Annotated in this window: 15 protein-coding genes and 1 pseudogene; 9 read left to right on the top strand and 7 right to left on the bottom strand. The window is 36.2% G+C overall.

Translation table 11 applies throughout. From position 1 onward, the window contains the following. From CIK00_RS10865 to CIK00_RS10855, 3 genes and pseudogenes are all read left to right on the top strand, one after another. Window positions 1-122, top strand: a pseudogene (locus tag CIK00_RS10865) (IS1595 family transposase); the annotation flags it as partial. A 61-nt stretch (window positions 123-183) separates the two neighbouring features. After that, entirely contained in the window at window positions 184-726 is a 543-nt protein-coding gene (locus CIK00_RS10860) for a hypothetical protein (RefSeq protein ID WP_101768883.1), read from the top strand. Between the two features lie 114 nt (window positions 727-840). Beyond that, window positions 841-1,611, top strand: coding sequence for an RES family NAD+ phosphorylase (locus CIK00_RS10855; protein ID WP_101768882.1), 771 nt, complete (start codon window positions 841-843; stop codon window positions 1,609-1,611). A 609-nt stretch (window positions 1,612-2,220) separates the two neighbouring features. On the opposite strand, the gene CIK00_RS10850 is transcribed toward CIK00_RS10855, so the two are convergent. The 3 genes from CIK00_RS10850 to CIK00_RS10840 all read right to left on the bottom strand — a co-directional run bounded on the left by CIK00_RS10850 (window position 2,221) and on the right by CIK00_RS10840 (window position 5,453). Then, window positions 2,221-3,573 (bottom strand): ISNCY family transposase, encoded by a 1,353-nt coding sequence (locus tag CIK00_RS10850; RefSeq protein ID WP_101768890.1) that lies wholly within the window; start codon window positions 3,571-3,573, stop codon window positions 2,221-2,223. Between the two features lie 238 nt (window positions 3,574-3,811). Then, the gene (locus CIK00_RS10845) at window positions 3,812-5,035 is read right to left on the bottom strand and encodes a hypothetical protein (RefSeq protein ID WP_101768881.1); all 1,224 of its coding nucleotides are present in this window, start codon (window positions 5,033-5,035) and stop codon (window positions 3,812-3,814) included. Between the two features lie 37 nt (window positions 5,036-5,072). Beyond that, complete coding sequence (locus CIK00_RS10840; RefSeq protein ID WP_101768880.1) at window positions 5,073-5,453, bottom strand: hypothetical protein; 381 nt, start codon at window positions 5,451-5,453, stop codon at window positions 5,073-5,075. 133 nt (window positions 5,454-5,586) lie between these two features. Between CIK00_RS10840 and CIK00_RS10835 the strand changes: the two genes are divergently transcribed. Then, window positions 5,587-5,826, top strand: a complete 240-nt coding sequence (locus CIK00_RS10835; RefSeq protein WP_101768879.1) for a type II toxin-antitoxin system prevent-host-death family antitoxin — start codon at window positions 5,587-5,589, stop codon at window positions 5,824-5,826. A gap of 11 nt (window positions 5,827-5,837) precedes the next feature. Next, the gene (locus tag CIK00_RS10830; RefSeq protein WP_101768878.1) at window positions 5,838-6,182 is read left to right on the top strand and encodes a type II toxin-antitoxin system RelE/ParE family toxin; all 345 of its coding nucleotides are present in this window, start codon (window positions 5,838-5,840) and stop codon (window positions 6,180-6,182) included. A gap of 48 nt (window positions 6,183-6,230) precedes the next feature. Here the strand turns inward: CIK00_RS10830 and CIK00_RS10825 are convergent, their stop codons facing one another. Continuing rightward, window positions 6,231-7,721: a lactate dehydrogenase gene (locus tag CIK00_RS10825; protein WP_101768877.1), complete on the bottom strand. Its 1,491-nt coding sequence runs from the start codon at window positions 7,719-7,721 to the stop codon at window positions 6,231-6,233. A gap of 216 nt (window positions 7,722-7,937) precedes the next feature. Then, entirely contained in the window at window positions 7,938-8,648 is a 711-nt protein-coding gene (gene deoD / locus CIK00_RS10820) for a purine-nucleoside phosphorylase (RefSeq protein WP_101768876.1), read from the bottom strand. Between the two features lie 451 nt (window positions 8,649-9,099). Here deoD and CIK00_RS10815 point away from each other — a divergent pair, with 451 nt between their 5' ends. Beyond that, window positions 9,100-9,306 (top strand): DUF3283 family protein, encoded by a 207-nt coding sequence (locus tag CIK00_RS10815; RefSeq protein WP_101768875.1) that lies wholly within the window; start codon window positions 9,100-9,102, stop codon window positions 9,304-9,306. Window positions 9,307-9,400: 94 nt separating this feature from the next. Here the strand turns inward: CIK00_RS10815 and CIK00_RS10810 are convergent, their stop codons facing one another. Next, window positions 9,401-9,877: a copper chaperone PCu(A)C gene (locus CIK00_RS10810; protein ID WP_101768874.1), complete on the bottom strand. Its 477-nt coding sequence runs from the start codon at window positions 9,875-9,877 to the stop codon at window positions 9,401-9,403. Between the two features lie 143 nt (window positions 9,878-10,020). On the opposite strand from CIK00_RS10810, the gene CIK00_RS10805 reads away from it, so the two are divergent. Further along, window positions 10,021-10,419 carry a hypothetical protein gene (locus CIK00_RS10805; RefSeq protein WP_227990311.1) on the top strand — a complete coding sequence of 133 codons (399 nt, stop codon included), beginning with the start codon at window positions 10,021-10,023 and terminating at the stop codon, window positions 10,417-10,419. Window positions 10,420-10,503: 84 nt separating this feature from the next. Here the strand turns inward: CIK00_RS10805 and CIK00_RS10800 are convergent, their stop codons facing one another. Next, a complete protein-coding gene (locus CIK00_RS10800; protein ID WP_101768872.1) occupies window positions 10,504-10,743 on the bottom strand; it encodes a hypothetical protein in 240 nt (79 codons plus the stop codon). 277 nt (window positions 10,744-11,020) lie between these two features. On the opposite strand from CIK00_RS10800, the gene CIK00_RS10795 reads away from it, so the two are divergent. After that, window positions 11,021-11,287: a hypothetical protein gene (locus CIK00_RS10795; protein ID WP_101768871.1), complete on the top strand. Its 267-nt coding sequence runs from the start codon at window positions 11,021-11,023 to the stop codon at window positions 11,285-11,287. A 205-nt stretch (window positions 11,288-11,492) separates the two neighbouring features. After that, complete coding sequence (locus CIK00_RS10790; RefSeq protein WP_101768870.1) at window positions 11,493-12,179, top strand: outer membrane beta-barrel protein; 687 nt, start codon at window positions 11,493-11,495, stop codon at window positions 12,177-12,179. Window positions 12,180-12,251 lie beyond the last annotated feature (72 nt).

The raw sequence follows: 12,251 nt of genomic DNA, 5'->3' as shown, positions 1-12,251 counted from the left end.
TCTGTTTTAGATTTAATTATCGGTTTCGAGTTGAAGATATATTCAATACGCTGATTAAATGTGGTGCAAAATCACCACCGATGCCAGAGAAATTATTAACTCTGGCTGAGTCTCGGTGGTAATCAGGTACTTCTATGTAAAGTAAGAATGCTTATTAATATACTGTTGTTTTTAGGAGTTGTTGTGAGTAAAAATAGATCTGTTGAAGATATTGTTGTGCTGGATATTAATGCAATTATAAATATCGCAAAGTCTAGTGATTGGAAAAATAATTTAAACAAATTGACGCAACTATACAAAGTTGTAGTACCAACTCCTGCGTTATATGAGTTTCAGCTCTACAGACATAAAAGTAGTGACTCTGAAATTGAATTTGGAAAAACAATTTCTGCTGCTGATCGACATGATTGCTCCAGTTTTGAAATGGCATGTAGGTTTGGAAAGTTAAAAAATGGGCTATATGTAGTTAACCCTTCTCATAATGAGTGGTATGCGGCAACAATAAGAATGTCGAAGCATATTGAGTCTAAAGATCTAAGGTCAAGTGGTATAAAAAAACGTCATATGGCCCATATTATATATTCGATAGCCAGAAACATTTTTGGAACTATTTGTACTGATAATGCTAAGGATTTTGTTGATATTACAGGCATTGCAAAAGAGAGCGGTTGGCATGACGGTGAAATGACTATTAAGTCATTAAGTGATTATATATCGATAACTTAAACTAAAGCGATCAAGGTGATACTACGTTACACTGGGCAGTTTTGGTATAGTTGTGGTTTAGTTGAGCACACCTTATTGCAGACGTATGTGTCAATTTTATAGAAGGGATAAATCTTGAGTTTTAAATCTTGGAATAGCTATTGGGAATTCAGCCATTCCGTTCATACTAAGCTACGTTATATCTTAGATGATGAATCTAAGGATTTTTTGAATTCAATCATAGATACTTGTGAGGGACGAACTCAAACTTTGAAAAAAGGTTCGTTTGTGATGAGAGCACAAAATGGACATAACCTTCGTCCATATTATCAAGAAGATCCAGATACTGGAGAGAAAATTCATGTTGATGATTTTGAGTGTCCTTATTCATTTAAGCGAATGAAACCATTAGAAAATAGTGCATCTGAAGGTAGAGCTAATTCAAAAGGTATCCCGTGTTTGTATGTAGCAACGGACAAAGAAACTGCTATGTCAGAGATAAGACCATGGCTTGGTTCTGTAATGTCAGTAGGGACGTTTAAATTAACTAGGGATTTACGAATTATACTTTTTGCAACGGAGAGTGAAGAGAGTATTCATAATCATTCTTATTATTTCTCTGAACCATCAGAAGAAGAAATTATAAAATCTGTTTGGTTTTATATTGATAACGCGTTTTCTAAACCAACTAAAACGTCTGATTTGAAATCAGATTATGCCCCAACACAAATAATATCAGAATTTATTAAATCAAAAGGGTATGACGGTATAGCTTATAGAAGTTCTCTAGGCGGAGGCCATAATATAGCTTTATTTGACCTTGAGTCTGCAGATATTATTTTATGTTCTCTTTTCCAAGCTTCAAAGATTAATTTTGAGTTTGAAAGCGTTCGAGAATTTAACTAAGTCATTTAATGATACGTAACAAATGCATCAATACAATTTACTACACTCGGCATCTCAGGTTGTCGGACGTTTCTCATTTTAACGCGTCAATTTTAAGTATAATTGTTTAGTAGTCAATGTGTTATGTAGGTGCTATCCATACTTTTTCTAATATCTTTCCCATTAAACAGAGCAAATAATCTAAGCAGTTTTTGTTCAATAACGAGTTGGCTCTTTATCTAACTCGTTGTGATCACTAAGCGATTCTGTCACAACCAACTTCACCAATATCATTCCATATCGACGAACTTCCCCATCCATTAACATAACATCTGTAATGACTACCAAATTTATAAACTAATGAGTAACTCTGTTTTTTTGTGATTAGCTTGCGAAAAGCACCCAAAGTGAGAATTTAGGATCGGGTAACAGCATTAACAAAATAACAACGTCATATTGAGGCTTATTTAAGGTGACTTTCTTAGATAAAATGAGTTGTTTAAAGGGGAATTATCACGAACGCTGATCGCGATGTCTTTCCCAGTTTAAAATGTCCTCATTATTCCCCGTTTAAAATGTCTCCTTTTAAGGTAGTTCATTGTAGTAAAAATGGGTTATAGAGTAGGGATGTCAGGGCTTTTTTCTGGTGCTCGGTCTAAATTGTTCTGGGTGAACTAACACTGGATTTATTTCTTCAAGTTGACGGATTGCCCGTTGTTGGGCAGTACGTTTAGGGGCGCTCTTACTGCGACTACGCTTTTGTTGTTGGTCATATTGTTGTTGTTTTGCCTGAGTAAATTTTAATACTGCACCCAAACGTTTGTTCTCAACTATCTGACCTTGGTCAACGTCTTCGAGTTTATCAAATACTTTAAAACCCAATTTCCGGTGACCATATTGGATCGCGATGGTGCCATCTGGGCGATCAAGAACCTTAACGACTTGATGCACAAGCCGTTGATTTTCTTCGGTTGGATCAATTAAATAGATAACTTTGTCGTATTGAAATGTCAGTGACTTTGATACTTTTCTTGGCTCTTGCCATGCAAAAATATCATGTAATTCATCTGCCGATTCTCGTAATGGTCGATGCATGTCTTTAGGATATTGAGCAGCTTTAGCAAAACGGTGGTTAAAATCAGCAATAAAGTCGGGGAGCCATACATTAGCTTGTTCAATATTATCAATGTGTTGCAATCGCATTTCTTTGACTAAGCGATCTTGTAATGTTTTGTTGGCACGTTCAACACGGCCTTTGGCTTGAGAGCTATTTGCGCAAATCAATTCAATGTTTAAGTCATGCAATACACGACCAAACTGAGTGATGCGGTTTGTTTTTGCATCCCGTTTATTGACATGAAACACCGCATGTCGATCGCTGTAAAAAGCAGTGGGCTTGCCATGTTGCTCAACATATTCACGCGTTGTGACCATGTAATCAAACGCAGATTCTGTTTCGCTAAACCGCAAGTTCATCAGTTTGCCGGTGGCATCATCAATGAAAACCAACAAACAACATTTGTCACTGCGACCTTCAAACCAATCATGATGTGAACCATCTATTTGAATTAACTCGCCATAACAATCGCGCCGATAACGAGGTTGATAGACGCAAGGCTTACGTTTGAAATGTGGAACCCAAAGGCCATCAGCGATCATCCATTGACGTAAGGTTTCTAACCCAATTTTAAGGCCGTGGCGTTCAATCAGTTTTTCACGCGCTAACGTGGGTCCGAAGTCTGAGTAATATTCGTGGATGAGATTTAAACATTGATGTCGTATATCAGTCTTAATTTTATTGCCTGGTGATTGTCCGCGACGTTGATGAACCAAACTAACAGCACCGAGATCTCGATAGCGTGTTATTAATCGTTGAACCTGACGAACGCTGACATTAAGAAGCTGTGCAGCATCTTTACGTTTGATTCGTTTTTCACAAACATCACGAATTGTACCTAAGCGAAATATCTCTTTGTCATTCATGGTAACCAACATATTTTGTTTAACTCAAATTGATCAGCAGATACTGATCACTATAGAAAAACAGGACATTTTAGCTTTGCAGAAAAGAGACACTTTACCTTGGGGGCTACACGCGAAGTACGTGATAGATGCATACTGTTAAATACAGTCGTTTTTAGAATGATTTCATAAAAAGAAGCTACATAACAAAAAGGCATTAGATTAACTAATGCCTATGCACGATTTGTGAATACCTGTTTTAATCTAGAATAATATACGTAATACTTAATGAAACATTATATTTCTCTCGATAGTTATTATTAGTTTGATATAAGCCACTTTGTAATTTCTCAATATATTCATTTGGTAATATAATTGTTAAAGTTCCACTTTCTAATGTTAAAACATAATGAGAAACAATATTAATACCATTTAAAATATAAAAATCAAATGATCCATTATTATTAAAAGTAATACTATTAATACTATTAATTCCGAACGATATTTTATTTACAGCGGAACACATGCCTATATGCTGCTTATCATCAAATGTTCGCTTAGTTAATGTCATATTTTTATCAGAAAGAAAACCAAAAGCTTTATCATGCGAACAATGAAAATTACGAATATATTTCCATAACTCTTTTGCTAAGAATGATTGATCATCATATCGATTACGGTCTTGAAGTTTAATATGATTAATGTATTTATATGCAAGATTTTGTACGTTGGGTAAGTAGCCGCTAATCCCCCCCCACATACCCCCCATAATCAGCCCCATATGTGTAGGAAAGTCACGAATTATATGAAATGGCTTACCGCTTGCTACCCACTCATTAACTAAACTGGCCTCTTCTTGTGAAATGATGCTATCAGCATCACGAACAATATAATGTTGAACTGTAGGATCATCAGCAACAAAGAAACGCCAAAATGTACCATTTAACGTAAAATCGGGGTCGTTGACCACTAAAATTTCCGAACCCAACGCTTTAGCTCTGGCTATAAAATCGCATGGAACATCGGTTGAAATATAAAATCTTGATTTCCAATCAGGTAGAACGATCTTATTTTGAATCAAATTCAGAATTGCAGTTTCGATATATTTTGGATTATTCCCAAATAATGAATATGAAATTATTTTTTTACCCTTTTTGTTAATTGGGCGATATTCAGTTAAAAGTTCACTAGCAATAATTTTTTTATCATGAAAATCTAGATATTTAAACCCATAACTGAATGCTTTTTCATAGTCTTTCGTCGTAACATACATTTTGTTATATATACCAGATAAATCATCACCATAAGGAATTGAGCTAAGTAGTTTTAAAGCAATATCAATATTACTCTGTTCAATTGCTTCTTGGGAGCTAAGAGCTGTTAGATCACGATTATTAAACTGCATTACAAAAGTAATAGCTTCTTCTGATCGTTTATCAGCGAGTAATAGCTTAAATTGTTCTAGTTGTTTTGTGCGTATCATTATTATTATTCCAGATAGTGAGTGTGAGTATTATAAGTTATGCTTGCTGTTGGTCTATAGTATTTAGTTCGCTACAAAAATTGCTTAGTCTAAAAAGTAAGTCGGTTTTATTAATATCAGATTGACAACGATAAAAATCAGAAAACGTTTTAAACGACTTAGCTAAATCAGCATCAATACGAATTTGTGTTGATGCTGTTAATCTCTTACGTCCTGCACTATCACGAACTTCACCATGACCGCTAGATAAATCTTTTATATTTATACTTTCTGAATACGGAAGGTCATTATATGACTCTATATGGTTGTTATCGCAGATTAGATTTGTGAGACTAAATAATGAAAATTTACTCAAGAAATGGTTTTCGATAGGCTTAACTTTAGTGGTGGTCTTTATTTGGGCTAAATATAGACTCATTATAAATGGGTGAGCTATAATAGCTATATCGAGTGGCTGTTAGAGTTGCCGATAATTTTTTAAGGTGTGATTACTCTGCGAAATTTGAGTGATCAAGGGTGTGAAATTAAGATGATAGCAAAGGTAAATATTAATGATTGAGACTGTAAGTTTTTTAAAAAAGAATGCCGCTGATCTTCCTCTTAGTGAGCCACTTACGATCACACAAAATGGCAAACCTGCTTACGTTGTGACTTCTTATGAAGAACACGAACGCCGTGAGCAAGCGATAGCGATGATGAAAATGATCAGCTTTGCTGAATCTGATATCAAACAAGGTCGTATTTCGTCAATGGAATCACTAAAGGAAAGGTTAGCAGCCCGTAAAAAATAACTGAGTGTTTTATGAAAACAAAAAAGATTATTTCTTTAGATACATTTGAAAACACAACGTTTGATCTTGTTGACTACTTTTCACAGTGGAATGACGAAAAGAAGGTTATTGAACGCATTGAAAAGCTGATTCATAAGTTTGAATCAAGTGTACTTGATAATCCTATGATGTATCCAATATGTCAGGATATAAGAGAATTTTTTGGGGTCGTCGAATATCGCGTATTCAAGTCTGACGGGCTTAAAATCATTTATCGTTACGATGACGTTAATTGTATTGTGTATGCAATGCTATTGCTTAGTGATAAGCAAGATATGCAAAAAAGACTTATAGATTATTGTCTAGTTTATAAATAAATTAATGAAAACCGCTTGCTGTAGCGGTTTTTTTATCAATGAAATTCGTTATTGCAATAACTGTTCTAGCGTCATCGGTGAGGACATTAAGCCCAGCGTCTGCGCGGGGGTTATTCCGGCTTTATTTTGATGGCAAAGGTTATGCCAAGCACGATAAATATCCAATAATGGTAATAAGCTAGCAGGGCGCAGTTTACGACGCGGCTCATTAACCATATGGTTAAACTGATCATAAAAACGCTGTTGATAAGTTGTTGCTGCACGATGGCTGGCAATCGTTAACCAATGCTGTTGATCTTTTTTATTGCCACCAAGATGACAGATACCTTTACTGCCGCTGTTATTGCGACTAAATGCCCACCGATCTCGCCACCATCCCATTAATACGATATCAATTTTTTCAGCGTGTTGTCCGTGTTGCCATTGCTGATCTTCAACCACATAAAGTGGGTCAATAGTATGGTTATTAATACGATCAATAAAAACAGATAAACAAGCAGAACGTAATAAGGTTTCTTGGGGCATAAACACCGTTAAAGTAGGAATGTTTGGATTGAGCAATTCACGTAAATATAGAAAATGGCTATATACCGTGTATTGAGGCCGAATAAGACACCCTTTGGTTGGATAATTAATCGTAACGTTACCGCTAAGCGGATTTTCCATATTTTTACGGGCTAAAATTTGTCGATAAGTGGTATCAATATGGGCGAGTAACCCTTGCGATAATATCGGAGTGTAGTTTGATGTCTGATTGTTATGAGGCGTGATAAAACGGGTGCCAAGTTGATATGCGTCGTGATGAGTGACTGATGTGGTTACAGGTTGCGTTTGATAATTGACGTGCTGGCTCATCACATAACCTGAATTGACCTCGGCAGTTGCTATCCATAATACGCCATTATTACTCTGTGGCTGCAATGGTGTAAGGTCGGTTGCCAGTTGACGTGCTAGTGATTGTTTACTTAAACGGGCATCAAAAATCGTTAGTTGGCGGCGACAACGTGCAGCAATCTTGTTCAGTTGATCATAAAAAGTTTTAGGGTTCATTGTTAGGCGTCGGCAAATTTCTCTTACCGTATAACCTGTAAATAAATACGCTAATAATTTTTGTTGTAATTGGTGTTTATTATTACTGCTCGACCACGGATCAACAAAAGTATGATGACAGGCCTTGCAACGATACCGTTGACGTTCGCCGCTGAAACCAAAAGCATGATAATACTGACGGTAAGTGAGAACGGGTAATCCATTATGCGGGCAGTCATTATTTGAACAGGCCGCTAAACCACTATATTGTTCTAGTTTTAAGCGCTGTTTTTCTGCAACAACATCATGATTACTGAGTACTGGCGGAAACGCACCACATTCACGACAAATAAGAACGGGACGTTGTAAATTACTATTTTGTAGTACGTATAACTGTGGTTCGGTACGGCTAAAATTAGCACAAGCAACTGTTTTACAATAATTGAACTGAATATCATCACAAGCTGGCGGCAATTGATCTAGAGTTGTGGGTAATGAAGATGAAGTCATAGAGCATTGCCTAATTGCAGTTTAAGAAAGCGTGATTATACCTAAGTGAAATAATGATATAGAGATATTCTTAACAGTTATCATGCTGTTGATTACTGTAAATACTCGCAGGCATAAAAAAAGTGAACAATGTACCCAAAAGGCACATTATTCACTTTCTATAGTCTGTTCGTTATAGGCTCATTATTACCGACGGTATATTACTGTCGAAAGAGACTATAGATTGATTGCAGTTTCTAGCGCTACGTTCATCATTTCGTTGAATGAATGTTGACGTGCTTCTGCACTTAATTTCTCACCACGTTTAATGTGATCAGAAACAGTAAGAATTGTCAGTGCTTTAGCACCAAGTTCTGCCGCAACACCGTAGATGCCAGCCGCTTCCATGTCTACACCTAGGATACCTAGTTTTTCCATTTTATCGAACAAACCAACTTCTGGGCTGTAGAATAAATCAGCAGAGAATACATTACCGACACGAACGGCAACATTTTGTGCACGCGCTTGGTTTACTGCTGTTTCCAATAAGTGGTAGTCAGCAATAGCAGCGAAATCGTGGTCAGCAAAACGGATGCGGTTAACTTTAGAGTCAGTTGAAGCACCCATTGCAATAATAACGTCCATTAACTTAACGTCATCATGAACTGCGCCACAGCTACCAATACGAATGATGTTTTTAACACCGAAATCTTTGATTAGTTCGTGAACGTAAATTGAGCATGATGGAATACCCATGCCATGACCCATTACTGATACAGGTTTACCCTTGTAAGTACCAGTGAAACCGTACATGCCGCGAACATCACATACACGTTTTACATTTTCTAGGTAAGTATCTGCAATAAACTGTGCACGAAGTGGATCACCCGGCATTAAAATTGTTTCTGCAAAATCGCCAACTTCAGCATTGATATGTGGAGTAGCCATGAAGAGCTCCTAGGTTTATGAGTTATTCAGAAGCAAAGGTTGTGCTTCAATTTATGTTAGTAGTTTATGGAATAAAATATTCAAATCTTGAGATCTAGATCACAAAAATAAGGCTATTTTGTTAGATTTTCGATATTGATTACCAAATCTGTTGAAAACGTGAAGGGTATCGTTTTCTTTTTTATGGGCGATTAAATGCGGAATTAAGTTATTTTGAATTATATCAATGCTTAACTTTATGATAAATAATCAATTTATTTTTATGGGTGTGTTTTTTATTTCGGCCATTAAAAAGTTACCAAACCTGAAAATGTAATGGATTGCATGAAAAATCTGCTAATAGATGGCATTTTTAGTACGAAAAAGGTCAATTAAATAATCAATGCTGAAAGAGGTTCTTGTTGATCATGATCTTGGGTAGAATTAACAAAAAAGGCAGTTTGAGAATAATATGTATAATTTAACCCAGTTATCAGATACTGAAAGAATGCGTATCGAATTAGATAAGCAAGCTTCTTATACCGTTTGGAAAGTGAAAAACAGCAAAGTAGGTTATGAGGCTTTTGCGATGTTAACTAATAATATTGAAGATGATGATGAGCGTGATTTTTGTCAGCAAGCTATTATGAAATATAAAACCTTAATGGGTGTTAATTAATACGCACTATTAATAGGCTAAATAGCCGTAATAAGTTAAATAACAGTGCATAGAGAATGATGTACGCTGTTATGAATATAAATATTGATGCCCGTTAATGATGAAGAACATTCTGCTGTTCATTGTGACCATTACTTGTGTATGTCGCGGGTTTAACTGCAACACTTACGGTTATGTCACCAGCATGTTTAAAGGTTAATGTTAGCGGAAAATGGGAATTAAGCGTTGGTACTTCAGTGAGATTAACTAACATCACATGGAATCCACCAGGGGCTAATTGTTGTTGCTGGTTAGCGGTAATATTAATCGCTTTTACCTGCCGCATTTGCATTAGTCCATTGTTATTATTTAAAGTATGTAATTCAGCTACTTGTGCAATAGGCGAATGTACCGCAATAAGGGTATCGTCAATATTGCCATGATTGATAATGGACAAAAAGGCCGCCGCGACATTTGAGGTTGGTGGCACTGCTTTTGACCATGGTTGAGTGATTTCGATGTTTTTTGCGGTTACTACTGTTGGAATAACGAGGCCGATTATCGCAAATAAAGTGATCAATACTTTTAACATAATGGCTATCCTTTGCTCATGATGTGCCGTTACTACATTCTAATAGTCTAGTATTAATGTATTATTACTGAAGGCTTAAATGAAGATTATTATTTTAATATTGCGTATTATATGTGCGAAAATTAATCAAATGGTGAGAAATCGTGAAAACAACTGAATTTTCTGCTCTTGATAACGATAATGATAAACCTGAAATGTCGTTCTCATTACATGCGGAAAAACGTTCTGGGCATAATGCGCCGCCGGCGAATACCCCTGATTTTAGTCAACCAGCATCTCGTTCTGATATTGTTAATGATAGGGTAGTGACTGAAACTATGACAAAGCCACGTTCTAAACGTTTAACAGATTGCCCTGCTTGTGATGGTACGGTGTCTCGTCGTGCTCATTTTTGTCCTCATTGTGGAGAGCCAGATCCGTCACGCCATATGCAACGAACTCAATGGGTATCTCGCATTGTGTGGACAGTGATCATTGTTGCGGTCGCTTGGTATGCTTATACGTCGTTAGTACCGCTGATTGTTGATCGCCTTAAAGGTTGATGTAGCATAAAACTGACTTTTTAAGCCATAACCCTAATAGCTGTGATGAAGTATTAGGGTTTTTTATTACGTATTTATTGTTAATTAATGTGTTTTTTGTATGCCACGGGTTTGATTCATTGTTCGTGATCCCGCAGTACCATAACTATTAATGTCATAGCGGTTAGGGGAATAACCGATACGTGCGCGGTAACGACGATCGAGTGGGTATAAATTAATATTATAACTATCGATAAGTTGTTTGATTACCACATTCATTTCTTTTTGTGATGTGTTTTGCTCTCTAAGGTAGTAATAGAGGTTCTCTGCGCGTTGTTGATTCATTGTGCCCTCCAATAGGAAATTATTTGCGGTTGAGTAGTTAGGAATACACAGGAAAATGGGGGTTGATAACAGCAAAGGTATTGCTGTTATGTGGCACAAATTATAATCAATATTGAAGAAATGATAATCGGGCGAATACTTAAATGACTTTTACCAAATTGTAATAATAAAGCCGTTATTAAGTTAATTGTTTCCGTATTTTAATGTAACGAAGAATTTGTTTGCTTAATGGCGTATTTTAACCAACAATAAAACAGCGTTCAAATACGGGGTTTATATGTTAAAACGAAGTATTAAAATACAAATAGTGAGTATCGGAGTTGGCATCTTGATTTTACCATGGCTACCGTTACTTATTAGTCAATACTCATTTATTAATGCAATAAAGGATGTTATCGGTGGAATAGCATTTACATTAGCGTGGGGAGCGGGTGTGCCTGCTGGCATCAGTTATGGAATAGCGGTTATTATTTTATTATTGCCAACGATTGCTATTTATTACGGTATGAAACGAATATTAACCAATGAATCAGAATCGAGATAAAAAAACAAGAAGACCATTGAGTGATCTTCTTGTTATAAAGCGACGCTTAATATTAGCAATGTAAATGCAGAGTGTTTGTGGTTGTAAGTTGTGATGTTATTACTCGGGATTGGTCAATTATTCAGGTATTATAAAAAATGAAATTTATATTAAATATCATTGATATAATGCCACGACTATAACAATAAGAGGACAAGGTTAAGCCATGATCAAGAAAACACTTATAATTAGTGCGTTCACTTCGCTATTATTATCAACCACAGCGCAAGCTGCGGAACCTTTTGTATTACAACCTGTTAGTGATAATAATACAGCGACACCGTTAGTTAAATTTGATGATAGCACTCATTATTTTGTTGGTTTAACGGGGGGAAGCAGTGATATTAGTATGACTGCGGGCACTGTTAATGGTAATAACACAACACTGATCAATCAGTTTTCATCACCCGATGTTGCGGGTTTTGTTGGTGCAGATCTGGGATTTTATACTGCTGGTGGATCTGGCCGTATTTATTACAGCTGGCAAAAAATGAGTACTCAATCTGATTTTGATGGTGTCAAAGCGATTGAAACTGATGTGACGTTACATCTATTAAATGCAGATTATATTTTCCGTGCAGATAAAACAATTAATCCCTTTATTGGCGCACACTTAGGCTATATGACTGCTGATATTAAAGGTCAGGGTTATGGTTCACATAGCCAATCAGGACAAGTACTGGGTATTCAACTTGGTGTTGCTTGGCGTATTTCAGATCATATTTCTGCTGAAATGGGTCTGCGCCATACAGCGACACAAGGTGAAGATATTAAGCCATGGTCATCGAATAAAGTTGCTTCACAAATAAAAAGTGTATCAACAGGGTATGCCTCAGTGAATTACCGCTTCTAAGGTTATCTTTCAATTATGTATTAGTGTGGCGATTGCAATAATTTATTGGAGTGATAGCCGCACTACATCATT

Origin of the sequence: Photobacterium carnosum (assembly GCF_002849605.1) — a bacterium.
GTDB classification, from domain to species: Bacteria; Pseudomonadota; Gammaproteobacteria; order Enterobacterales; family Vibrionaceae; genus Photobacterium; species Photobacterium carnosum.
Note: the sequence above shows the minus strand (reverse complement) of the source record. Positions and strands in the feature narration are given on the sequence as shown.

Bases quoted from the DNA above. Each gene is read 5' to 3' on its own strand.
- CIK00_RS10850 (WP_101768890.1), bottom strand. From the start codon at position 3,573: ATGAATGACAAAGAGATATTTCGCTTAGGTACAATTCGTGATGTTTGT.
- CIK00_RS10845 (WP_101768881.1), bottom strand. From the start codon at position 5,035: ATGATACGCACAAAACAACTAGAACAATTTAAGCTATTACTCGCTGAT.
- CIK00_RS10840 (WP_101768880.1), bottom strand. From the start codon at position 5,453: ATGAGTCTATATTTAGCCCAAATAAAGACCACCACTAAAGTTAAGCCT.
- CIK00_RS10835 (WP_101768879.1), top strand. From the start codon at position 5,587: ATGATTGAGACTGTAAGTTTTTTAAAAAAGAATGCCGCTGATCTTCCT.
- CIK00_RS10830 (WP_101768878.1), top strand. From the start codon at position 5,838: ATGAAAACAAAAAAGATTATTTCTTTAGATACATTTGAAAACACAACG.
- CIK00_RS10825 (WP_101768877.1), bottom strand. From the start codon at position 7,721: ATGACTTCATCTTCATTACCCACAACTCTAGATCAATTGCCGCCAGCT.
- deoD (WP_101768876.1), bottom strand. From the start codon at position 8,648: ATGGCTACTCCACATATCAATGCTGAAGTTGGCGATTTTGCAGAAACA.
- CIK00_RS10815 (WP_101768875.1), top strand. From the start codon at position 9,100: ATGTATAATTTAACCCAGTTATCAGATACTGAAAGAATGCGTATCGAA.
- CIK00_RS10810 (WP_101768874.1), bottom strand. From the start codon at position 9,877: ATGTTAAAAGTATTGATCACTTTATTTGCGATAATCGGCCTCGTTATT.
- CIK00_RS10800 (WP_101768872.1), bottom strand. From the start codon at position 10,743: ATGAATCAACAACGCGCAGAGAACCTCTATTACTACCTTAGAGAGCAA.
- CIK00_RS10795 (WP_101768871.1), top strand. From the start codon at position 11,021: ATGTTAAAACGAAGTATTAAAATACAAATAGTGAGTATCGGAGTTGGC.
- CIK00_RS10790 (WP_101768870.1), top strand. From the start codon at position 11,493: ATGATCAAGAAAACACTTATAATTAGTGCGTTCACTTCGCTATTATTA.